22 protein-coding genes and 1 pseudogene are annotated in these 24,606 nt (G+C 35.7%); 5 read left to right on the plus strand and 18 right to left on the minus strand.

From position 1 onward, the window contains the following. The first annotated feature begins 22 nt into the window (after positions 1-22). Genes MHH71_RS06865 through MHH71_RS06880 form a run of 4 tightly spaced genes read left to right on the plus strand, consistent with a single transcriptional unit; the run spans position 23 to position 2,976 of the window. Positions 23-511: an RNA polymerase sigma factor gene (locus MHH71_RS06865; protein WP_078211532.1), complete on the plus strand. Its 489-nt coding sequence runs from the start codon at positions 23-25 to the stop codon at positions 509-511. Continuing rightward, on the plus strand, positions 508-960 hold the full coding sequence (locus MHH71_RS06870; protein WP_018766730.1) for a hypothetical protein: 453 nt from the start codon (positions 508-510) through the stop codon (positions 958-960). Before MHH71_RS06865 ends, MHH71_RS06870 begins: the two co-directional genes overlap by 4 nt. Then, complete coding sequence (locus MHH71_RS06875; protein ID WP_018782474.1) at positions 953-2,023, plus strand: hypothetical protein; 1,071 nt, start codon at positions 953-955, stop codon at positions 2,021-2,023. The genes MHH71_RS06870 and MHH71_RS06875 overlap by 8 nt, the downstream gene beginning before the upstream one ends. After that, positions 2,020-2,976, plus strand: a complete 957-nt coding sequence (locus tag MHH71_RS06880; protein WP_033798793.1) for a LiaF transmembrane domain-containing protein — start codon at positions 2,020-2,022, stop codon at positions 2,974-2,976. The genes MHH71_RS06875 and MHH71_RS06880 overlap by 4 nt, the downstream gene beginning before the upstream one ends. A gap of 86 nt (positions 2,977-3,062) precedes the next feature. On the opposite strand, the gene MHH71_RS06885 is transcribed toward MHH71_RS06880, so the two are convergent. The 8 genes and pseudogenes from MHH71_RS06885 to MHH71_RS06920 form a co-directional block, all read right to left on the minus strand. Continuing rightward, a complete protein-coding gene (locus MHH71_RS06885; protein WP_003196647.1) occupies positions 3,063-4,310 on the minus strand; it encodes a DUF445 domain-containing protein in 1,248 nt (415 codons plus the stop codon). 191 nt (positions 4,311-4,501) lie between these two features. Next, on the minus strand, positions 4,502-5,857 hold the full coding sequence (locus MHH71_RS06890; RefSeq protein ID WP_006094404.1) for a D-serine ammonia-lyase: 1,356 nt from the start codon (positions 5,855-5,857) through the stop codon (positions 4,502-4,504). Positions 5,858-6,036: 179 nt separating this feature from the next. Continuing rightward, positions 6,037-6,663 (minus strand): annotated as a pseudogene (locus tag MHH71_RS06895) (potassium-transporting ATPase subunit KdpA); the annotation flags it as partial. A 30-nt stretch (positions 6,664-6,693) separates the two neighbouring features. After that, positions 6,694-8,142, minus strand: coding sequence for a recombinase family protein (locus tag MHH71_RS06900; protein ID WP_078211530.1), 1,449 nt, complete (start codon positions 8,140-8,142; stop codon positions 6,694-6,696). A 134-nt stretch (positions 8,143-8,276) separates the two neighbouring features. Then, positions 8,277-8,894 (minus strand): replication-relaxation family protein, encoded by a 618-nt coding sequence (locus MHH71_RS06905; protein WP_078211528.1) that lies wholly within the window; start codon positions 8,892-8,894, stop codon positions 8,277-8,279. Continuing rightward, complete coding sequence (locus MHH71_RS06910) at positions 8,836-10,017, minus strand: FtsK/SpoIIIE domain-containing protein (protein ID WP_078211526.1); 1,182 nt, start codon at positions 10,015-10,017, stop codon at positions 8,836-8,838. The genes MHH71_RS06905 and MHH71_RS06910 overlap by 59 nt, the downstream gene beginning before the upstream one ends. 117 nt (positions 10,018-10,134) lie before the next feature. Then, positions 10,135-10,317, minus strand: coding sequence for a hypothetical protein (locus MHH71_RS06915; protein WP_078211524.1), 183 nt, complete (start codon positions 10,315-10,317; stop codon positions 10,135-10,137). A gap of 2 nt (positions 10,318-10,319) precedes the next feature. Continuing rightward, on the minus strand, positions 10,320-10,622 hold the full coding sequence (locus tag MHH71_RS06920; RefSeq protein WP_078211522.1) for a hypothetical protein: 303 nt from the start codon (positions 10,620-10,622) through the stop codon (positions 10,320-10,322). A 156-nt stretch (positions 10,623-10,778) separates the two neighbouring features. Between MHH71_RS06920 and MHH71_RS06925 the strand changes: the two genes are divergently transcribed. Then, complete coding sequence (locus MHH71_RS06925; RefSeq protein WP_306473184.1) at positions 10,779-10,994, plus strand: helix-turn-helix transcriptional regulator; 216 nt, start codon at positions 10,779-10,781, stop codon at positions 10,992-10,994. 24 nt (positions 10,995-11,018) lie between these two features. Here MHH71_RS06925 and MHH71_RS06930 read toward each other — a convergent pair whose 3' ends face one another. From MHH71_RS06930 to MHH71_RS06975, 10 genes are all read right to left on the minus strand, one after another. Next, positions 11,019-13,109: a right-handed parallel beta-helix repeat-containing protein gene (locus MHH71_RS06930; protein WP_078211518.1), complete on the minus strand. Its 2,091-nt coding sequence runs from the start codon at positions 13,107-13,109 to the stop codon at positions 11,019-11,021. 87 nt (positions 13,110-13,196) lie between these two features. Further along, entirely contained in the window at positions 13,197-14,249 is a 1,053-nt protein-coding gene (locus MHH71_RS06935; RefSeq protein ID WP_078211516.1) for an N-acetylmuramoyl-L-alanine amidase, read from the minus strand. Further along, a complete protein-coding gene (locus MHH71_RS06940) occupies positions 14,249-14,449 on the minus strand; it encodes a hypothetical protein (protein ID WP_078211514.1) in 201 nt (66 codons plus the stop codon). Before MHH71_RS06940 ends, MHH71_RS06935 begins: the two co-directional genes overlap by 1 nt. Position 14,450: 1 nt before the next feature. Then, entirely contained in the window at positions 14,451-14,684 is a 234-nt protein-coding gene (locus MHH71_RS06945) for a hemolysin XhlA family protein (RefSeq protein WP_078211512.1), read from the minus strand. 94 nt (positions 14,685-14,778) lie between these two features. Next, positions 14,779-15,273 carry a hypothetical protein gene (locus MHH71_RS06950; protein WP_078211510.1) on the minus strand — a complete coding sequence of 165 codons (495 nt, stop codon included), beginning with the start codon at positions 15,271-15,273 and terminating at the stop codon, positions 14,779-14,781. Positions 15,274-15,405: 132 nt separating this feature from the next. Further along, the gene (locus tag MHH71_RS06955) at positions 15,406-18,897 is read right to left on the minus strand and encodes a phage tail spike protein (protein ID WP_078211508.1); all 3,492 of its coding nucleotides are present in this window, start codon (positions 18,895-18,897) and stop codon (positions 15,406-15,408) included. Further along, on the minus strand, positions 18,894-20,336 hold the full coding sequence (locus tag MHH71_RS06960) for a distal tail protein Dit (protein ID WP_176134301.1): 1,443 nt from the start codon (positions 20,334-20,336) through the stop codon (positions 18,894-18,896). Before MHH71_RS06960 ends, MHH71_RS06955 begins: the two co-directional genes overlap by 4 nt. 34 nt (positions 20,337-20,370) lie before the next feature. Further along, on the minus strand, positions 20,371-24,009 hold the full coding sequence (locus MHH71_RS06965) for a DUF2207 domain-containing protein (RefSeq protein ID WP_078211504.1): 3,639 nt from the start codon (positions 24,007-24,009) through the stop codon (positions 20,371-20,373). 16 nt (positions 24,010-24,025) lie between these two features. Then, positions 24,026-24,214, minus strand: a complete 189-nt coding sequence (locus MHH71_RS06970) for a hypothetical protein (protein WP_254853729.1) — start codon at positions 24,212-24,214, stop codon at positions 24,026-24,028. Positions 24,215-24,240: 26 nt separating this feature from the next. After that, on the minus strand, positions 24,241-24,603 hold the full coding sequence (locus MHH71_RS06975; protein WP_078211502.1) for a hypothetical protein: 363 nt from the start codon (positions 24,601-24,603) through the stop codon (positions 24,241-24,243). Between the last annotated feature and the right edge of the window lie 3 nt (positions 24,604-24,606).

Genomic DNA, 24,606 nt, shown 5'->3' on the forward strand with positions numbered 1-24,606 from the left:
AGGAAGTGAACATGCTTTTCGTATCCTTGTACAAACATATCGTCATTATATTTTCCAAGTTATTTTTGCTATTTTAAGACATGAGGAAGATGCACAAGATATCACACAAGAAGTATTCGTAAAGATTCACGCCTCTCTCCCTAACTATCAATTCCGCGGATTAAAAACGTGGATGGCACGGATTGCTACAAATCATGCCATTGATTATAAGAGAAAGAAAGAAAGGGAAAAAGTAGAGCTCTCCTTATCAAACGAAACTCAGGAAAATATAAAATCCTCTCATAATATTGAGGCATTGTTACTGACGAAAGAGCAAAAATTGCTGATTGCTCAAAAACTAAGAGAACTTCCAGAGAATTATCGTGATGTCGTTCTCGCACATTACTTAGAAGACAAAAGTTATCAAGAAATTGCTACTCAACAAAATGCTGAAGTCAAAACAGTCGAAATGAAGCTTTATAGAGCAAGAAAATGGATCAAAAAACATTGGAAGGAGGAAGATTTTTTATGACGCATTTTTCAAAAGAAGCTTGGTGCAATTACACTTTAGATCTTCTATCACATAACGAACGTGAATCTATGGAACAACATCTTTATGAATGTGATCATTGTTTAGCACTTTATATGGAAATCATTGATGAACAAAATGAAAACCTTCCAATCATAAATGATGATTCATTTACAAATGAGGTTATGAAGCAAATCAAATTCGAAAAACTTAAGTCTGAAGAAAAAATGAGTAAGAAGCAACCAAGACAAATAAAAAGTACGCTCATTCACTACATAATTGCAACTGCAGCTACTTTAATTTTTATGGCAAGCGGTTTATTCCATTATATTTTCACAGTGACTTCTAGTTTTGAACAATCTTCCAAACAAAGTGGGGTTTCGATTTCAAAACAAATTTTAAACAAAACTATACACACTTCAAAAACGAACGGAGGTTCAAAACATGAATAAAAACCCATTTTTAGCGCTAGTTCTAGGGTTGATTCCTGGGCTTGGACATTTATATTTAAAGCGAATTGGTCGTTTTATTATATATGGTGGTAGTTCATTATTATTATTTCTCGCTGCGATAGGCTTTACTATTAACTTCGGAAATCACGGGATTGTTTTCCTTATCCTATTTTTATTAGCACTTGTATGGGGAATAAATATACTAGACTTAATTATTTCTATAGTGAATCAGTCATGGAAAAAAGAGAAAGACCTAACGCAAGAAGCAGCACGTGAAAGTGAACGATTTTATATCATTCTCTTATCCATCATCCCTGGACTTGGGCATTTCCAATTAGGACTTATGCAGCGTGGACTTACATTTTTAGTCGCTTTTACAGGACTAGGTAGCATGATTATATTCGTTACACTATTAACATCTCGTGAAAGCTTTCTTATCTTTCTCGCTACGTTACCTGTTCTATGGATTTATAATTTCTTCGATGTCGTCCAGCAGCTGCAGAAAAAAGAACGTGGGGAAATATTAGTCGATCGTACTATTTTCGAAGATTTTGAGGAGCACCGAGAACAAGGAAGGAAAAGTAAAACATTCGCTTCTATTTTAGCGATGTTCCCTGGAGCGGGTCATATGTATTTAGGCTTACAGCGCCGTGGTCTTCAACTAATGGCAGCCTTTTTACTTGCCATTTATATGCTTGATTTATTAAGACTTTCCGCCTTCTTATTTTTAGTACCTATCATTTGGTTTTATAGCTTTTTCGATACATTACAGCAAACATCCAAATACGGAAAAGAAGATTTACAAGACACACCTATTATCGATTATTTTATTAATCATCAAAAATGGCTTGGTATCGGACTCATCGGGTTAGGATGCTATTATTTACTAGATCAAACACTCCTCCCTATTTTTGACGATTATTTCGCTACTATATTCAATATTCATATTAGTGAATTATATTATCGCTATTTCCAAACATCTATCGTTGCCCTCCTTTTAATTGGTGGTGGCTTTAAATTATTACTAGGGAATAAAGAAGAAAAAGGCGGTGCTAAAGAATGAGAACATGGCGTGTAGGAACGGTATCTATGGGGATTTCAATTATCACATTAGGTTGTTTCTTATTATTTTCAACTATAAAAGGTATACAAGTATTTGATAACTTCACAGCATGGTGGCCTATTCTTTTCATTGTGCTTGGCATCGAGATTTTACTATACGTTACATTCTCTAAAAAAGAGCAGCCTATTATTAAATATGATATATTTAGTATTTTCTTTATCGGCGCATTAGGGACCGTTGGAATTTCATTCTATTTCTTATTATCCACTGGATTACTAGAGGAGATTCGTTATTCCATTGGAACAACTGAGCAAACGAATAACATCCCAGAAGTGCAACATGACATCCCTGATTCTATTAAAAAGATTGTAGTTGATACGAGTAATACTCCTCTTACAATAGAAGGTAGTAACATTAATAAAGTGCATTTATTAGGAACATATGAAATGACTATGAAAGCAAATGAAAAGAACAAACTAAAACAGGAAGATTTCATTGCCATTCACACAGTTGGTGAAACAATGTATGTGACATTAAAACCATTACCTGTTCACCATAAATTCTTTGCTTCACAGTCAAGAATGACAGCAACACTTGTCCTCCCGCAGAATAAAAATGTGGAAATTCGCGGTCCTGAAAGAGAACTCTCTCTTTACCCAGGCCAATTACAAAGCAATTGGTCTGTACAAGAAATATTAAACGTGTCTGTTCATCTTGTAAAAGATAGCGACATAACACTATCAGCAGTAACAAATCAAAAAGATTCTCATGGGAATACACCTTGGGAACATGTAGAAGAGTTAACGAAAAAGGTGAATAATTCTTCAAAAGAAAATCCAGATTCAAATCAGCAAGAACAATGGTATAAAAACACACTAAAGCTCGGAAACGGAACACATCAGCTAAACATTCAAAAAGCTTATAATACAAACATAAGCCTTCTTGAAGAATGAAACGCTAGCATATAATTGAGGAAGGAAACTTCTTCGGATACTAAAAACCTTCCACATGCATTTCATATCATGAGGAAGGTTTTTTTCTATATAAGTGCTTTAATCCCTTCCAAAACTAACCCAATCATAAACCCGCAAACAGCACCATTCACACGAATCCATTGCAAATCTTTGCCTACGTTATTTTCAATCATTTCAATCAATGTTTGATCGTCTAACTTATCAAGGTTTTCTTGTACAAGCTTTCCAATCTTGGAATGATTATTTTCAACAAGATTTACAATTTGCTTTTGCAACCAGCCTTCTATTTTTTGAACTGTTACTGGATCTTCTTTCACTTTGTTCATTTGCTTCGTTAAAAATGGAAGAAGATATTGATCTGCAAACTCTTCTTTTTTAATAAAAGCGACTGCTCTTACCTGCGCTTGTCCTAACAATTCTTTTATCTTGTCAGCCGCATTCCAATTTGCGATCCAACTTTCTTTCCAATTCTCTAATTCCTGTAATACCGCTTCATTTTCCTTCACATTAATAAGTTCTTGACGAACTTTCACTAATATAAGTTGTCTTGTGGTATTATCAGGATTTTGTAAACTACTGATATTACTAATCACGAACTTCTGCAATATGCTTCCGATTTTTTCTTCATCTACAATATTCATGAAAGATTTTAGAGTAAATTGCAAGAATCCATCCACTTTTATATTTTCCATCGCTTTCATGCCTAAACTTCCAAGTTGATAACGGGCTTCATCTTGAGCCGTCCACTCTTTCGCTTTAACTAACATGTAATCAAGTGTTTTTTCATCATATTCTTGTACAACCAATTGATCAATAAGGACTTGCAGTATATTTCCTGTATTAATCGTATGTAAATATGTTTTTAATTCTTTTTCAATTACAATAGCTAACTTTTCGATATCAATTTGAAGAATCGCTTTTTCAGCAATTGTAACAATCCCTTTTTTCACAGCATCAGATTGCAGCTCTCTTTCTGCAATCTGTAACACCATTTGTGCTAACTTCATTTCCTTCACTTTATTTGTTATGCTTTCTTTTGTCAGCCAATCATTCTCCAGTGTGGAAACGAGGCCTTTCGTAATCCGTTTACGATTTTTTGGAAGTAGGGCTGTATGCGGAATTGGAATTCCCATTGGATGACGGAATAGTGCCGTGACTGCAAACCAATCAGCAAGCCCCCCTACTAATCCTGCTTCAAATCCACCTTGTACAATTGTTCCTATCATCGATTCCTGAAATGGAATAGTCGCCGCAAACCCTACTCCCATTACCCCAAGTGAAATACCCGCTAAATATTTTGACTGTAGTGACATTGTATATACACATCCTCTTATTTATGTAAAATGAAGCTTTCTATTGTATAACGAATTTATTAAGCTTATATCGTCAAGTCCTTACTTTCAAAAAAAGCCTATATCTATACTATAATGAACCACGTTAAAAATAACAAAAAAATTCGAATAAAAAAACACGGGGGTTAAACTACCCTCGTGTTAAATTACTTCTAGTTCTCTATCGCTAAATTCAAGCCTTTTTGATAATATTGCTTCCTCACTTCTTCAGGAACCATACTTCCACCAGTCCCCCAAATAATATGTGTACCCTTCCTCACTTTTTCTGTTAAATTATGCTTCAATAAATAATCGGTTCCCTCTTTACATAATTTCATTGGTCCTATCATCCCTGCTAGTGCAGAAGGTTCTAAATGGAGCCCCTCTGTATCGACTAATTTCTTAAGTAACTTATACAACTGTTCATCGCTAACTGTATAACTACCACTTAAAAAAGGTTCCATAGTTTTACCCACAAATCCAGATGGTCTTCCTACAGCAAGTCCGTCCGCGTCTGTGACATTATCAATGCCAATATCTTGTACAGAAATTTTATCATGAAGTCCAGTCATTAAACCAAGTAACATACATGGAGAGTGGGTAGGTTCTGCAAAGAAACAATGGGCATTGTCTTTATACAATAACTTTAAGCCAAATGCTACTCCTCCAGGCCCACCACCTACTCCGCACGGAAGGTAAACAAATAAAGGATGTTCATCATTTACTGTTATCTCTAACTCTTCTAATTGTTTTTGCAAACGAGATGCCGCTACCGCATATCCTAAAAACAAATCATGGGAGTTTTCATCATCAACAAAATAGCAACTAGGGTCTGCATTTGCTTGCAGTCGCCCTTCTTCTACCGCTTTACTATAATCAGCTTCGTATTCAATCACTGTCACATTTTTACTTCTTAACAAATCTTTTTTCCACTCTTTTGCATCGGCTGACATATGAACAGTCACATTAAAACCTAACTTAGCACTCATAATACCTATACTAAGACCTAAATTTCCAGTCGAGCCTACTGCAATTGAATATTGCGAGAAGAAACTTCGAAACTTATCACTATCTAAAATCGAATAATCATCTTGTATCGTTAACATTTGATGTTGAAAAGCTAATTCCTCTGCATGTTTGAGAATTTCATAAATTCCCCCTCTTGCTTTAATAGATCCTGATATAGGAAGATGACTATCACACTTTAACAATAATTCACCTAATATAGGTTGTTGATAATCCTGTTCTAAGGATTGTTTCATGGAAGGAACTCTCACTAAAGGTGATTCTATGATACCGTTCATTCCTTTTGTTTCTGGAAAAACCTTAGCAATATATGGAGCAAAACGTTTCAACCTTTCCTCTGCATCCCTTACATCTTCTTGAGTGAGGGGGGATTTTTTAATTCCCGTTTGAAATTTTTCGATATTGGGATTAATCCAAAATACTTCTTCCATCGAAATGAGCCTGCTTAGTAAAGGATATTGGCCTTTCCATTTTTGTATATCTTTGCTTTCAATCTCCTTCATTTATCTAATCCTCCTAATTTTCTTATAGCAATTTGCACAATAAAATTACATTAAATTAATTTTAATACAGTTTAACATATAATCATTTTTATGTTAATTTTATTTACTTTAATTAAATTAAATTTAACACTTTGTTAAAGAGAATGCATTAGTAAAAGCCTAAACAAATTAAAGTTTCACTATGATATTGTAAGAAATTCAGCAACCGGTCCTAGTATAAGTACCGGCAGAAATGTTAAGGCACCTATTAAAAAGATAGTCCCAAGTAGAATTCCTCCAAATAGCCGATTATCTGTTTGAAAGGTTCCTCTAGTCTCAAGTACAACCTTTTTCCTTTTGAGTCCAACTGCGACGGCAAGCATTGTAATCACACCTAAATATCTACCAATATACATAACAATTCCCGTTGAAAGATTCCAAAAAGGCGTGTTATCCCTTAATCCTTCAAATCCGGATCCGTTGTTAACAGCAGATGACGTGTATTCATATATAATTTGCGTTAAACCATGAAAACCCGGATTAGAAATTGCATCTGTTCCTAGATTCGTAGAAAATGCAATCGCTGCAGTTCCAAGAATAAGTAATGGCTGAGACACAATCGTGACTGCTATTAACTTCATTTCTTTTCCTTCTATTTTTTTGTTAAGAAACTCCGGTGTACGTCCCACCATTAATCCGGCTAGAAACACAGCAATCATTGCATACATGACGACATTCATAAACCCAAGTCCGATCCCTCCAAACACGGTACCTAAAAGCATGTTTATAAGTGGAACCATTCCACCAATCGGTGTTAATGTGTCGTGTGAGATTCATACCAATAACTAACGGATGTTTTAAACACCAAATGTGTATTCAATTTGCAGCTTCTTGTTTTGATACAGTGTTATCCGATTAATTAAAATGTTGAATACCTCATATAGATCCTGTTTTTCATGTAAAAGAGAAAATGCTTTTTTCACTTCTTTTTTTTCTTCAGTTTGCGCTTTAATGTCATTCAACTTGATCAATTGAAGTTCTTTTTCTTTTATATCATTATCTAACCGTGCATCACGTTTAGAAAATACCTCTCTGCCTATTAATTCTTCTATATATAGTTCTATAAGCTTGTCCTTCTTAGATTTTAATTGCTTTATTTCTCGCTTTATAGTCTTTATTTTTTCTTGATTCCTATCTCCATTTTGTGGACTTAATTGTATATCTACATATTTTTCTTTTTCTTTTAACATCGAAAGAATAACTTGACGAATATCATGATATTGAATCGGCTCGTGATTAACACATGTACCATATCTTTTATATCTTGCACACTTCATATATACCCATTCTCTTTTTTCACCTTTAGTATATTTCCCACTATATACTGCACGAATAGCTGTTCCACAATGAGCACAATACATCATTCCACGGAACTCATTACGCTTATCTACTTTCGTTTTGTTCTGTCTGAGCTTATCTACATTATTTACACGACTCCATTGTGTATTTGAAATTATTTCCGGATGATGATTTTCGAGAACAGTCCATTTTTCCATAGGATTCTTTATTCGTTTTTTTCTTCCATCTATTTTTACAGTACTGTACTTATTCATTATACTTTCACCTTTGTACAATGAGTTTACTAAAATAGATTTCACAGTTGGTGCTGACCATATATTTCCTGTTTTTGTCCTTGTTCCCTGTTCATTTAAATACTTAGCAATTGTCTTATAGCCTGTTCCCTTTTCATACAAATCAAATATTTTCTTTACAATCGTTGCTTCGTCCTGATTTATAACTAATTTTTTATCAACTCGATCATATCCAAAGGGAATTTTACCTGTATGCTCACCCCTCCGCACTTTCGCAGTTAGAGCCGCTGATATTGAAACAGACAGAGTTTTTGGCAGTTGCGAAGCAAACATTGCATACATTTCAAACTTCATGTCATTTTTTCCTTCATACAAGCTATCATAATTTTCTTCTATGGTTACCAATCGAATTCCATGCCCCAGAAGTATTTCTTTAATTTCAAGTGCATCTTTTAAGTCCCTGGCTAATCGGTGAATAGATTTAAAAACTACAGTATCCAATTCTTTTTTTCTAGCCTTTTCTAAAATAAGTTGCATTGCATGTCGTTCTAACCAAGCTGTTCCAGATATACCATCATCAAAATACACTGAACTTTGATTCCATTCATATCCATTCTTTTCTAACCAATATCTACAAATATCTATCTGATTCTCCACAGAAGATTCTTGTTCATCTCTATCAGTAGAAACACGCACATATACAGCATATTTCAATTTAATCACCTACTTTACAAATTCTAGGATGATTAAATTATACGAAATAATTTCCCCTTGGGCAAATTATTTAATCATTTTAATTCCTTGCCAAAAAGAGATAAATTATTAACATTCATCTCTTTTTGGTTAAATTAAAATACTTGAATAACATATACTTTTACAAACACACCATATTTTGATGCCAGTTGTTCCAATTTCTTTTCTCTATATTTTGTAATCGTAAAGAAATGGATCACTGGCACTTTCCCGTTATATTTTTGTTTATAAATTTGTGTAAACTCTTCATAGCATTTTAACTTCTCATCATTTACGACCATCTTTTGAGTACGATCTATTTCAACCGCATGAAGTATCCCCTCATCGTCACGAAACTTTACGTCGGGAATAATTTTTTTCTTCTTCTTATCTTTTATATATCTAATTTCAGCTTCCACTTGCCAATCATCGGGACAGAATAAATGTAACCACGCTTCATTACGTAAAATTGCATGTGCAACCCTACCATGATGAACCACTTTTCCTTCTCCGAATAGCTTGTGACCTAATTGATTTAAATAATAAACATGTTCTTTGTTGTAAACTACCTTACTTGTATAAGAAGATAAATCTTTCATAATACGATTAGCATTCCTTATACCACCCATATCATGCACACACATCAAATGCCTTCTTGTTGCAAACTGTAGCTTTCTAATCGTCGCAAGTATCGCCATCTGACGATTGATTTGCATATGTGTTTGCATCCTCATGTTTCTCCACCTCATATTGTTTTAAATGATTCCACATCACTTTATCGCTAATGTAAGGTACTTGAATTTCAATAAGCCGATCTGTTTTAAATATCGCACGACCTGGGATGCTTTGAATTGACTCTAGACCAGGTTCATCGATAACAACACTAGAAGCTGTTTGAGTAGGTAGCCTAAAGCCAAGTTTAGCATCACTGTTCTGCTTTACTTGTCGCGGTAACGTGTCTCCTGTTGGATACTGTGTACAAAAAATAAGTCTAAATCCAAGTGCGCCACCTATACGAGCTATATGAGAAAGCATTTGTTGACACGCTCCTAATAATTTTTTCTGTTTTTCCTTCATGCTTTTGTCTGGACAAAGCTCTGCACCTTCATCAACTATGATGAAATATCGCTCTTTTATATTTGTTTCCACAACATTTGTATAATGTTTATCTTTCATATATTGCATTTTTTCTTCCATCTTCTTAAGAATGGTATTTAACACCATAAAGGCTTCTAGTGGTTTCTCAGCAATGGCGTCCACTTGTTTTAAGTTTTTATATGGACCGAACTCCAAACCGCCTTTCAAATCAATAATGTATAAATGAATATGTTCTGGTTGTGCTAAAGTAAGCGAAGTAAATACATTCTTTAAAAACACTGTCTTGCCCATACGTGTGAGTCCGCCTAATGCCATGTGCGGTGTTTTATCAAAATCATGATAAATTAATCGTTCTAAACTTTGCCCCATTGGGACTTGCCATTTACCTTTCTTTATCAAATTCACATACCAATCCCATTTATCCGGCACATCTTTATAAAATACACGAATGTTTAATTTGTAATTGTCATATTGAATTCGTACAGGCTTACTTAACCCTTCACTCACAACATCCTCTACCTTTTGAATGATTTTTGACGGCATGCCTACCGGCAATCGATACACATAAGTCGTACTACGATCATCCTCTTTTTGCTCAATAAAAACTGGATACTGCAATTTTTCATCTCTCCGGATTGCAATTCCACTTACTTCAAAAAATACTTGTATCTTTTTTCGGTCATTCTCTTTGCTTTTAAACTTATCACCGAATACAGCGAAAATTAATGCCGCCATTGGGACAGATAATAGCTCCAACATATAATCACTCCCTATATCCCTCTTATAGAGGGTATATATCCCTGTTTCAAGGAATACGTGCATACAAGCCAAAAACCTTATGTTATGCCGAATGGTGAATTTCTACATCATAATCCTTCATAGAAACAAAACGAGAACATAACGTAGAAGGTATAGAAATGAGCCTGTGAGCGTTGTGTACAAGGTGACATGTGGAAGCCAATGTGGAACACTCTTCCCCATTTTTCCAGCTGCCTTCATTGCAACTACAGACAAGCCTGTTGCCGTCCAGATGATTACCGCTTCCCCTGCGAGTGTCATAATTATTCCTCCTCTTCCTTCTCACGAAATTTAATCCCTGACTTTGTAGCAACAATTTCATAACGTTCCATTAAATCTTGCCAATCAAGAATATCCTCTTCTTCACCGTATAGATCTTCTTCAATCACTTGTGACAAACTGAAATAACCTCTATATTCTTTTTGATTCAATACTTTATGATTTTGCATGTGAGTCAAGATGGATTCTGTTTCTCCTCTTGATCTCGATTGATTATACATTTGCTTTAAATGCTTAGAAGAATAAAGGTAAGGTGTTTCATTTAGATCTGCATATTGCCAACGCATATATCCCTCTCCCTTTTTGATGTCTTTGATTCCACTTGGTATTCCTCGTGGTATTGATATAGGTATATGACCTAGAAAGAAGAATATTGCCTGTCCTTTATAATTTTATTTTTAAAGGGATGTTCAAAAAAATGTTGAACTTTATACATAAATGAGGTGATACACTTGAAATGTAGACTCCGAGGGATTTTAGATGAAAATGGTATAAAATATAGTTTCTTTGCTGAGAAGGTAAACATTCAACGATCTACAATGAGTTTAATATTAAACGAAAAAAGCATTCCTACACTTCCAGTTGCCATACGTATTGCAAAAGCTTTAAATATGCATGTGGAGGATATATGGGTAGAGGAAGAAACAGAAGATAAATAAAAAAGCCATCTCATAAGAGATGACTTAATTTGTGGCTGGTAAATTTATATTTGTAAAAGTATTATCAGTATTGATGAAGTTACGAATGTGATTCTTATTTGTATAGTACTTTAAATTCAGAGGTGTTGGGCCTGTATAAACAAACTCATTTCCTTCTAGAACTAGTTCATTCGCTGCATTAGCTGATCCAGATGCTAGTAGTGAAGCAAATGCAGGGTTACTTATTGAAATTCTACAATCCTTTGCTTTATAAGTTGTATATGGTCTGTTTGTATCAGATAAGAATAAATTATTTTTCGTATTAATGGTGATATCACAGTCATCTAACAGCGTATACGATACTTGGTTGTCTACGTTTGTAATACCAACTTCACAGGTCGTATCTATAAGCTTTGATTTAGTAACCTTAACGTTCATGGGACGTCCACTAAACATATGATTTCTTAGCTCACAATTAATAAATTCTGATCTAGTGAATTCACAGACATCTACATTCTTAGGATCTGGATTTTCAGATCTGACTCGTAAGTTTTCGAATCTACAATTATCGTACTCTTTCACTTTAAACGTCATTTCCTTTTGTATAGCAACAGATTTAAAGGTACATCTGCTTATTTTGTTTGCCTTTAGCCATGGTGCAGTAACTAATTTTTCTGTAAAAATAATGTAATTATAATCAAACGTGCAATTATCGCCCATTGCAATCATGTCAGGATTTACGTATTGATTGTTTGATAATGAAACCCTGTATGAATCACTAGTTACATTCATGATGCCACCTGTAAAGCTGTTTCCTTCGATATTCACAAACGCCACACTGAAATTAGAAGTCATAAGACCAATGTTGTTTTGACAGTTGTATAAGCAGTTATCCTTAATGTTTGCGTGCGCAAGAGAATACAAATTGATTGCAATATTATCAATGTTGTAAATGTGATTGTGCTCTATTAAAACATCGTAACACCCGACTAAGATACCATGATAACTACCGTAAATTTCGTTATCTTTTATCGTACAACTTGCCCCATAACTATCTTCCATATTTATGGAATATCTAGTCGGATCATTGAAAAGTGGTTTTCCATCCAAAAACCTAACCAAACCTTTCCCATTATCACGGATTTTATTGTTTGCAATTTTGTTATAGCTACCACCTAAAGTAATACCGCCTCTATGCCCATTAAATATTTCACATTTTTCAACAGTGTTATGGTGTGGTATTCCACCAAACATGATTGTAATTTGCATATTTTTACTCAGATTGTTTTCGTTATAGTATTGTAATCGAAATTTAGTAGCAGTAACAGGGATAGAAATATCGGTATAAATTCGCCTTTTCTTCATAACCCCTATGAATTTGTTGTTATTGTCGTAAAAGAAGATGTCCAATTCTTTTGTATTTAAATTAGTTTTTCTAGCGTATCCTGCGCCAGCTATAAGGAAAGAATTTATCTTTGGTGTTAAATCTTGAGGTATGTTTATCAATCTTGTTGTGAGTGTATTCGTTGAGGGAATAGGTTGTCCAGTTGTGTAATCTAAAGCACTTAATGTAAGCCCTTGATCAAATTCACCATAGTTATATATAGAATCTGAGCTAAATGAAACATTATCACCCATGTAATCGCGAACTGTACAATTTGCCATAGAACAATAACTTGAACTTCTTTGAAAGAGAACTCCATATGTGTGCTCCATTGCAACTTCTAAGGGATTAGAGAAGCTTCTGTCATCTCTGCATCCGATAACAATTCCACCGAACAAATGAGAATTAGTGACCTTGCTAAAAACAACGCTATTCCCTTTAAAGTTGTAGTAATCAGCAGTTTCCCTGGTATCGAATGGTGATTTTCTATTAGAATCGTATATAACTTTTAATGTTGATCCATTTAAATTAAAATCCAAATTGGAAACCATTTTAATCTCACGTGGATAACAGATAGCATACTCCCCTTTAGGTAATCTTGCTTCGCTATAATCGTTGTCTGACGCATATTGTAAAGCAGCATTTATCCCCTGGATATTCTTATCAGCTTGTATATAATCCGCATCTACATATGGTTTGTTCGGTAATCCTTTTTTAATATTAAATTTCTCTAAATCAATAGCATATATCATCTTTTTCCCACCTTATTTTTAATTTTTAGATTTTTTTCAGTAAAAATAAAAAGAGCATCTTAGTAAAAAGACGCTCTTTTTTCACCCTTACTTCACGTTTACATAGGCTTCATTTGCAGTAATGTAGTATGTTTTCCCCTTACTGTTGTGTGCTTTATATTGTGGTGAACCATTTACAGTTACTTTCGCATCGATTGTAAATCCTAATCCTGCATCTAAAGTGCCAGCAACATCTTTATCTGCCCAGGAAGCAGAGTCATAGAAACGTAGGTTGTCCACTTTAGAAACGACACGCTTTCCTGCAATTGGATTAACTGGATCTTTCTTCTCAAACTTGATGTAAGAAGGATTGTTATATACCCACTGATTACCGCCAAGGTTTAGCCATCCATCTTTTTCGCCCCACACTTGGTATGATTCCGGTTTATTCAACTGACGAATAACAGAGTAACTGGCATCTGGTCCTTTGCGAAGATTTACATTGTAACCTTCAATATATGCAATGCCTTCCACATTAGCGACTGGTTCGCCTGGTTTAGATGGTTGTTCTGGAACAGAAACAGCACTATTATTATATGCACGTTGTACATCTGCTCTAAATTGAGCTTCTGATACTCCATGACTACGTAAATAATCAAGCGGATCTTCGTGGTCAGTACCACCCAAATACTTCGTCACATCATAGTGAGTCCACAATCCTTTTTCTACAGATAGATTGTTATCTTTCAAGATTTTAGCCAGCAACTTCACGTATTTATCATAGCTACGTTTGAACTTCTCGTAATCTTTTGTTTCGCAAAGCTCTACATGTACAAAACGTTTATTCGCGCCAGGTCCTCCGCCATAAGCAATATACTTTGTATCAGCAATTTGAATTGTTTCGTTCCAATCAACTGCATAATGTACGAATGCATTTCGCCATGTACGAGTTTCATATTTTTGAATATTAATAGCTGGTGCTTCTGGAGTTGCTGTACTATGTGCCACAACGCCCTCGTAAGCTCCTACACCATAACGATATGGTTGTTTCGGTAAATCAGGAATAATAAGTGTTCTATCAGCAAAAGCACCTGTAGCAAAGCTAAATAGGAGCAATGAAGTCATAAATACAGAAGAAACGATTTTTATTGGTTTTTTCATTAAGCATCTTCTCCTTTTTCTTCGTGGTCTGTCCAAATACCAAGTGAGACACCTACTGCAAATACATACGGCAATAATTCCTCAAGAAAGTTATTCGCTTCTGGTATTCCGAACTTAGTAAATAGAAATCCAATCAATGAAAAAACCGCAACCCAGGTACGCCAGTTACGGAATCGTTTTTCAATATTTTCTTTTGACATATTACATTCCACCTTTCAGTAATAATCCAATTAATCCAGTTACAATTGCACCAATGATGATTCGAAGAATCCAGGTTGTATTAGCACTGATTTTTTCAAGCTGCTTGTTTATATTCACGATGTCGTTCTCGTTGACAGTAGTACGAGTTTCTAAGCTGCGGATATCACGTTGCATATCTTTTTGATCTGATTTAATTTGTTGGATCTCTTGCTTTAAATTGTTTAGTTCCTCCAATACCCTCATCCCCTTTTTGACAATAAAAAAAGAAGCATCAGTTATGCTCCCTTTTTTATTGCTATTTAACTGGCAATACCTTCACTACTTACCATTACTTAATTGGATATGATAGCGAGAATGCTACGTAATGAGTAGTAGCTTCTGGGAGATACATAGAGATATATCCGTCCTTAGTGATTAACACTGTAGCGGCTACGGGCTTGTTAACGTCACTAGCTAAGAAAGCATTAGCAGCAAAGTACGAATCCTGGTGAGGAGCGATATCAGGAGTAATACGTGCAATTACTTGACGGTTTTTAACTGATCGCACTGCTCCCGTAACATGTACCAAATTGCCATGACGTCTAAGCTTTAAAGGTGTATCCACGTCTTGTACTGCATTAGTGATAGGAAGCTCCTCGAAAGCTACATCATCCATATAGAATAAACCGTCACCTTCTAGCCACACACTGCTTTCATAGTTGCCCTCATTTAAGAAGATAGCTTGCGCTTCTTTGTCATACTTGAAGAATCCAGGGATTAGTCCGTAACGTTGTTCCATCTCTTTAATTACTTCTTGTTTTACCTCATTGTAATTTGTAGCCATTATTAAACATCTCCTTCGAATTTTGTTGTTTGTTTTTTTGATTCTCTTAAATTGATTCTTACTTTTACCGCATTTTGTCTTATCTTTTCTACATCGTTATCACCCCCTTTCAAGCAAAATAAAAAAGACCAGCTATTGCTGCTCCATAGGCCCAGTTGGTTCTTCATTTGTTGATGGTTCTGTTTGGTTGCCTTTATCTATTAAATCTTGAACCAATTCTTTTAATTCTGTATATCTATCTTTTAATGTTGTTACTTCTTCCTTGAGTTGTTTGTTCTCTTCAAACAAACGATTGTTTACTTCTCTTTGTTCTAAAACATGTTCCTTTAACCCTGCCATTGTTACAGAAGCCACACTATAAGTATCAATCGTTTCATGCTTTTCACCAGCGAAAACTTCATCAGCATCGTCTGCGATTAAACCTATATTTTTTTTAATTTCTTTTATGGTGTGTAAATTATCTGGATCGTTTTCTCTGATTTCGTACAAATTAGCAACGTCAGACTTGAAGTAGTATTCTTGGACATTAGCTTCTAGAATTTTTTCTAGAGGTGAGAACGTTAGGTCTTTGATATAAGTTTTCAAACTCCTTTGTGACGTATTAAGGAATCGTTGTGCTTTCAAGTCTGCCCAGCCGCCTCCACGTTTTAGGAATTGTAATGCTTCAGCATAATCTGGATGCGCTGAGCCACGAATTATGAAGTATGATAATCGTAATTCAGAATCATATTCATTTCTGGCTAAGCACATGATATTCGTGTTATTAACACCTTTTTTATGAAAATAAAATTCGCCAGTGCCACTTGTAAACCATTGGAGTCCATCGCTGGTAGCTTCAAATTGTCCTGAATTCCTAAAGAACAGTAATTGTACATTTGAACTATAAGTATCATTGTTGGAATCCTTTACCATTTCGATACTACCCACAGATTCTTTTAAATTGTTCGGGTTAACGATGTTATTAAAAACAAGAGAACCTGTCATATTAGAGCCAATAAAAGAGTCACTTCCAAGGACAAGAGCTGGACGCACACTCCCGTCATTTCTGTTGAAAAAACCCCAGAATGCCCGTGGTGTTGATTTTTCATATAATGTCATGTATTGTTGTGTCATTTCTACAAAACGGTCGCTATTCGCTGTTCTAATTGTAACCCCTTTTAGTTGTTGAGCTTCTAAAGATTTAGCTACTGTGTTACCATCTAATTCAATTTTTCCCGCTTTAATTTTAACCGTCTCAGCTGTTTGGTTGATTTCTGAAATAACAGTTCCTTTTTTGACGGTGTTAAGAATGTTGTTCTCAGTAACCTGAATACGTCCTTCCATCTGTTTCACATATGCATCTTTAGCAAATGTTCCATCAGTTTCCGTCTTTGTATACACTTCGGTTTTCTTAGCGGATAATGAAACTCCTTCAGCATTTGCTTTAATCTGACGATCTAGTTCTGTTACCTTCTGGTTATAATCCTCTGTTGCGACTTTATCTGCTAGATCATCCATGATTTTATCTTTACCTACCATGTCATTTGGATTTTCGATGAAAGAACTTGCTGTAATCCCTTTTTGCAGCATCGGACGTGCTATCCAGAAGGTACCATTTTGAAGGACGTATGCTCTTAACCCTACAAGAGCTGCGTCATCCGGAGCTTTTAATGTATGCGATTGTCTGACCCATGTATCATTAGGAATAGTAAAGTCATTAACAGCTGCTTTTAATTGTGTGCCATCTGATTTCCAAAAGATAGGGATCAATCTAATTTTCTTATTGTAGTGTTCATCTATATTTTTAGTCATAAAATACGCTGAAATAACAACATCTTCTCCGGGTTTAACAGGGATTCTATTAGAAGTGAAACTGCTATAAACAAGACTCGTTTGACCATAGCAAGATAATTTACAGCTAAAATCTCCTAAATATGTTGTATCTTTATCTATAACCATTGGAGAGTTATCAGCCGTCCAATATCCCCAGTACTTTGTACCCTGTGTAAATCTGGTGTTTCTAATTTCATTCATTGCACCAATTCCACCGACGTACCCTTCAACTTGTTTAATATCGACTTTAGCTGAAATTTCTCGTGAGTTCTGTTCAATTTTTGTATTAGCATCAGTGATTTGTTTACCTTGTTCTGTTGTAGTGATAGATAGTTGCTCAACATCACTTGTTAGACCATTCATTGACGTTTCGAATTTAGCAGTACGCTCATCAAGTTCTTTTACATCTTTTCCATAATCTTTTAATAGAACTTCCCATACTGTACCATTCCACTTTTTCAAAATCCCAGGTTTACCTTGAGAGATATCTTGCCATAAGCTTTTCCCAGCTGTTAAACCTTCAGTAGGAGCAGTTACACCTTCATAAATAGTTGTTTGGTAATTCTTTAGATTTTCAACTACCTGTTCAGCCAATTGCTTTGCTGCTTCAGATTTTTTTTGTGCCGCATCTGTTTTCTTATCATTCTCTTGTACTAGTTCTTCTAGCTTATCTAATAATTCCTTGTTCGCTTTACTACTTAAAATACCAAGAATTTTCTTGTACCATTTTTGTAATTCATCACTAACAATAGCAATTTCACGATAATCACCAAAATAATATTTATCCTGACTTGGATCAGTATCACATTCCTCTGCACCGATTGCCCGTGCTTCCAAATAGAGCGGAGTAGAAAATTCGGTATCTTTGATTCGGACTGTGTCTCCACGTCGCACTGCTTCGTGAGATAAACCAAAAATCTTTTCCAATGACTGAGCATTAACTTCATACGTTCGTGATGTATTAATCCGCTTCTTTAATTCCATCTCACCTAACTGTTTAAGACGTTCCGGCTTCATATCTTGCTCTGTTTCAGGAGTATAGATGTCAAAAATATGATGTCCATCTTGATGCCAACGTTTGAATGCATCAAAATCATAAACAAAGTTTTTCCCATCGTTTACAGCTTCGATTGTTAGAATTCCATCTTCCCCTCTATCTAAAACCGGAACAAGTGCAGTAACAATATTTTGCGAATTTTCGATTCGATTGATACCAATAAGATCTTTCCCTAACGTGATTTCTTTACCGCTATCACGCCCAACCTTTTTTACAGCATCTACATACCTAGCGACAATTTGATTGCCTTTAATAACTGTTCGAAAACGTAATTCCATCCCAAATTCACTTTTTAATCGTTGTAATAAAGCAAGTGGATTGGTCGGCTTATCAATATTTATTGTTCGAAAGCTAGCAAACTCTGTAACTCCACGTTTCCATTTTGTTCCTTTCACACAAAAATCAATCAATTGAGCAACTGTGTATTGTGTTAGTTTCTGTGGAAGGATAACTTTAGCACCTTTCAATTTTACATGTTCGCTAAGTGCTACAATCTTTTTCGAACGATTATCACTACCTTGATCAATTTCAGTAATGAAATAGGTGACATATCCACCTTCTCGCACACGTTTTGCAATTATGTTGCGACTCATTAAGGTAAATGCATCTCGAATATCTTCACCCACCTCAAATTCAAATGTATCTAAAGCATTTTCTAGATCCCATTTTCGTATGTCGTTTCTATAATCTTCTTCATCAATAATTCCAACAGTTGCTTCAGTTTTAAAATCAAGAATGTGTAATGTGTTTTTCATCGATATCGCTCCCTAAATTCCACGTCAACTTTTCCGATATCACGAGGATATGCTGAAACTTTAGTTTTCCCTTTCGATAATCGTAAAAAATCACTGCTAAAGTCTTTCAAAAATAATTGACTTTCTCCATTTATTCTTATATCACTTTTCTCACAATCTATTTCTATTTTGTCGTTAGTATTAATGATGTAAGGTACATTAAAATCAGCCGGATTATTATAACGCCATACACGCAATTGATTAAAGGATTGTCGCTTAGTCGTTATATCACCAAATGCAGCGCTATGAATAACGATTTGGGCGAGTCTAGTTTGATTAAATCGATCTTCTATATCGTTAAACACACGGAACATGGCGGAATCATGTTTCCCTTTTTCATTTACTTTTGCAATATAAGCTTCCCAACGTTGGTTCACTCGAACGATACGCAATACACCGCTAAACAAGTCCCATGTATTTTCGTAAGTACCGTGAGAACCAATAATTTGCACCATATTATTTTTATTACCCGCGTGGATATCTACCCAAGTGTAACTTGTTCCCAATTGATTACGCCAAATTGCCATTTTCCCAATGATCTCACTCGCTTCATCTAGTAAGTACACCTCCATTCGACCAATCTCATATGCTGTCATTTGAAAATCTAAGTCAACTTCTACCCTAAAATTTTCGATAGGAACTTTAAGAGAACGCTTCAGCGCTGGTCCGTGCCAACCGGTCCCTGTGCCGTAATCTTCTGCCTGTAGAGGTCCTTCACCTGAATTTTCAAACGAACCAGCGACATTTCCATAATCTACGTAATTTGCCGTTGTCCAACCGATAGTAGTCATAGGTAAATCTGCGATTAGTTCTTCTCTAATAAAAGGCTTTTCCTCCACAGTTGCTGGATAGCCAATTCGAAAGAACTGTCCATCGTCCGTATCAATATCAAAGAATGTGCTTTCTCGTGCTGCTGTTAGGGTAATCAGTGGGCTTGCTTCTACTGTACCTTTATTTTCTACGTCTGCTTTAAAAGTAGAGTTTTGATTAATCATTGTGTATTTCTTTTTATCTTTTGATAGTTTATAAGGCATTGGACAAATAAACTTGATTACACCTTTGCCAAGAGTAACAAATTCCTCTGGATCAAAGCTTTCATCCACAACAGACATATAAATTCTGTCCGGTTCTGCATCAAAAATAAGCTCGACTGGCTGTTCTGTGATAAGCCAACCAGCAATTTCTTCTTTTAATTTTTCTAAATCAGAGCCATCTGGAACGATAATTCCTACTGGAATAGGTAGCACACGAATATCGGTTTCTGTACTTAATAATCTCGCTCCTGGATAATTAGGAACTTGTACAAGGTTTCTCCTTAATGGCGCCCATGCTGGTCTTTTCCATCCATTTTCAATTTGAATGAACTTTTTGCGCTGATTATTAAATGTAAAAGAACTCATTTTGACACCTCTTTTCTTTACAAAAAAAGAAACCCTAACCCTTAAAGGATGAGTTTCTTTCTTCTTCTCTCTTTTGATATTCAGTTGTATAACGATAAGTGCCACGTGCAACATCTTTACCTTCTAAATGAACAGGTACTTCAATTACTAGATCGCCACCTTGCATTGGTAATACACCTGCCATCCCTGCTTGCACCGATCCATAATTACCACCGCCTAGATTAACCGTTGAATTTGTAACATTACTAACCATGGATTGTCTATTACTTGCCATACTTCCATAAACACCACTCATCACACTTTTTAAGCCGGATAGTTGGTTCATAGAACTAGCTAATTGACTCATAGTATCAGCAATGCTCGAAAATTGTTCATTTGTCGAACCTAGTTGCATAGTTGCTGCAATTCCTGCTCCAATGTCACCAAGTGTTTTTTTGTTCAGCGGAAGTACGGCTTCTCGTCCAGCTTCACCAGCACCTTGTAAGTTGCCGCCATTCATTCCAAAAATCGTAGGTTTGGTAAAAATACCACCTTTTGCATACCAATCCACATTAATTCCAGATGGAAAAGTAATATCTTTCCCTAAAACTGTTGTTGTACTTGTTTTTAGGCTAAAGTGTGGTAATTTAGGCATTTCTGGTGATGGGATTTTCAATTTAAGATCACTAAAGAATCCCTTGATTTTATCAATCCAACCTTTCACAGTTTCAACAGCATCTTTTATCGGATCGATAATATTGCGTTTAGCAGCATCGAACTTTTCCTTCGCTTCATTTTTCACTGAATCAAACTTATCCTTAGCAGCATTGTACAAATCTGAAACTGTATTTTTCACACTGTTGTACGCTGAAACGATTGGATCAATAATATATTGCTTAACTAAATTCCAGGCTGAAAGTGTATAGGACTTAATAGTTTCCCATTTTCCAAGTATCCAATTTGCCAAATCACCAAGTTTTTCTTTCGTTGTATTCCACAATTCTTGAACTGATTGGATAACATATTGTTTGACCAAATTCCAAGCCGCAAGAGTATACGATTTAGCAAGTTCCCATTTTGAACTTAACCAAGATATCAAATCACCAAATTTTTCTTTTACAAAGTTCCAAGTATCTAGGACGGGTTGAATGATATATTGTTTAAATAAAGACCAACCAATTTGTGCCGCTAACTTCGCAATTTCCCATTGTTGACTTAACCAGTTAACTAATTCACCAATTTTTCCACTTACCCAATCGTAAGCTTCTTGAATTGGTTGAATAATATATTGGCTTATCGCCGCCCAAGCGATTTGCGCTCCGGCTTGAATTAGTAACCAACCTGCTTCTAAAACGGTTGAAATCAATGAAATGATCGGATCTAAAAAGGTAACAATCGTATTCCAAGTATCTTGCCAAGCTTGCGTTAGCATCCCCCATAATTCGGATGCGGTTGTAACTAAAGAAGACCACCAGGAAGAAGCTGTTTCAACAATCCCAGACCATAAGCCACTAAAGAATTCACCTATTGTGTCAAAGGAACTATGCATCATTTCTGTAAATGAAGCCCACGCCCCAGAAAAGAATTCAACAATAGAATTCCATGCATCACTACATACCTGACCTATACCTGTCCATAAATCACTGAAAAATTGACCAATGGGATCAAAAAACTCATGCATTGTTTCTAAAAATGAACTCCACGCTTCACTGGATGATTGAACTATACCGTCCCAAAGACCTACTAAATATTCTTTAATAGAATTCCAGGTTTCTATTGTCCAATTTTTAATAGCTTCCCAGTGTTGATAGATTGCTACACCCAGAGCGACTATAGCGGCTATGATAATAGGTACAATGAGTACAATAGATGTAGCAACTCCTGCTGTAACTCCTATCAAACTCATTACAGTCATAACTATAGGAGCAAGTGCCATAATCGCACCCGAAATTATGCCAATAGCTGTCGCTACTGCTGCAATTGTTGCTGCCAATTTCGGATTATTTGAAATCCATTCAGCAAATTTAGAAATAATATCAGCTACAACTAATAAAACTGGTTCAAGAGCCATCTTTAAATCGCCTATAGCCTTTTGCATTTTAACTGCTGGGTTTGCATCCATTTTCTTTATGGAATCATTTAATTGATCCTGATTCTTCTTAAAATCGACTACTTTACTTTGTGCACCAAGCAATGCGTATGTTATGTTCTCCCCTTGGTCTTCGTACATGGTACCGAAGAGCTTAACACCTATCTCATTTCTTTTTGTTTGATCTTCGATATTGGTTAACGCTGCTGCAATTTCTGTCATAGCGGTAGATCCTTCTTTACCGCCTTTAGCTACGGATTGCCCCCATTTTTGTAACTGTTCAGCTGAAATGTTTGTACCTTTCAGTGCTTCAGTCATAGCTTTATCGACACCTTGACCAAACTCAACTGCTTTAATACGTCCTTCCTTCAGTCCATCTAGCAAATTATCGATATTCCAAGTACCAGTTTCAATCCCAGCCATCATAATAGCTTGTACTTCTTCAGCACCGTAGCCAGCTCGCGTTAGCTGTCCACCATATTCGGCGATTACATCCAACTGTTCGGGTGGAAAACCAATTTTTAAAAGAGAATTTGTTAAACCCAAAGCTTCTTCATTGGTAATCCCCAATTCATTTGCTATTTCATTTGTTTCTTGTATTAATTCATTAAAATCTATTCCTTCATAAGATGAAGCAATTGCCGCTGCTCCCTTAACGATAGCTGCATTTGCTTCATCACTAACATTTTTATTTAAAGCCCATTGTCTTCGAACACCCTCTAAAGCAGCTTCACCATCAACACCATAGGCTTCGATACCTCTAACTGCTTCTTCTACTGACTTTTTTGATGATTCGGGGACATCAAAAGAGATATCAATCTTTGTTTTTAATTTAGATGTATCAAGTGCCTGTTCGATGGCGGCAGCTATTCCACCACCTGCTACTAATGCACCTGCTACACTTTCTAACCCTGATCCGAAATCATCTACCGCTCGGTCTGCTTGACGTGCTTCATCTGCAATTTCGTCTAGTTCTCTACTTATTTGTTCTAAGTCCGCACCATCGTTAACGCTTCGTAAAGCCGCCCTGAAGCGTTCTAAATCAGCATCAGCACCTAACGCTTTTCGACCTATGCGATCCATTGCTTCGCCAAGTTGTTCGGATGTGGCTGTTCCCTCTCGAATTGCTGCTGTTAATCGCCCACCTAATATATCTGCAAAATCATCTACACTTGTACCAGTCGCATCAAAAAGAGTATTTAATTCACGAGTTGAACGCGCCGCTCTTTCTTGCTCATCTTTCATGTTCTTTAATTGATTTTGAAGTCCACCTAAAGAACCTTGAGTATATTCAAGCTCACGTCTGAAAGCTCTATATTGTTCAGCGGAAATATCACCACGTTCAAATTGCGCTTGAACTTGTTGTTCGGCTGCTTTCAATTTATCAAGTTTCTCAGTAGTAGCTTCAATGCGTTGGGTTAATAATTGTTGTTTTTGCGCCAGCGCTTCAACGTTTCCAGGGTTAAATTTCAAGAGACGCTCAACATCTTTTAACTCTTTCGCTAAATCATTACTACGTTTATTAACATCTTTTAAAGCATTCTGCAAACCGACGGTATCGCCACCAATTTCAACTGTGATTCCTTTTATTCTACTTCCTGCCATCATTTCACCTCATTTCTTAGAAAGAATCGTAGTCTTTTTGATTTGCTTTTCTTACTTTGTCTTTTTGTGGATTTTCCATTTCAGCAAATTCGGAAATATAATCAAAGCAATCGCCCACAGTCATAGTTTCTAGGTCAGCATATGTTAATTTCGATTTATAACAAAGAGCAAGGAACGTATCAGTGGTTAATTCTTCATCACTGATAGCTCCTTGCTCTCCATCATTACCTGTTATTTTTTTTTTGCTCCCATTGTACTTTGGATCATATCCATGATTTCTGGAAGGATATCGTAAATAGGGAATTCGTCAAACCCATCTAGCCATGTTAAAGGATCAGGGATACTTTGATCAGCAGTTCTAGCATATAGCCACACTAAATCATAAATAACCTCAAAATCTACTTTACTTAAATCAAGATTAGATACATCAATAGGATGTTGTGAGCCATCTTGATTGGTAACTGCACTAATTGCACCTAATCCCATCATATCCGCAAATAAATCGCGTCTAAATTGTGCTTTATAACGTTTAACTGTTGCCGCTGTACTTTTTAATCGAACCTGTTTACCATCTATAGTAATTGTCTTTTCCATCTA

Source organism: Bacillus sp. FSL H8-0534 (assembly GCF_038005885.1).
Classification (GTDB): Bacteria; Bacillota; Bacilli; order Bacillales; family Bacillaceae_G; genus Bacillus_A; species Bacillus_A pseudomycoides.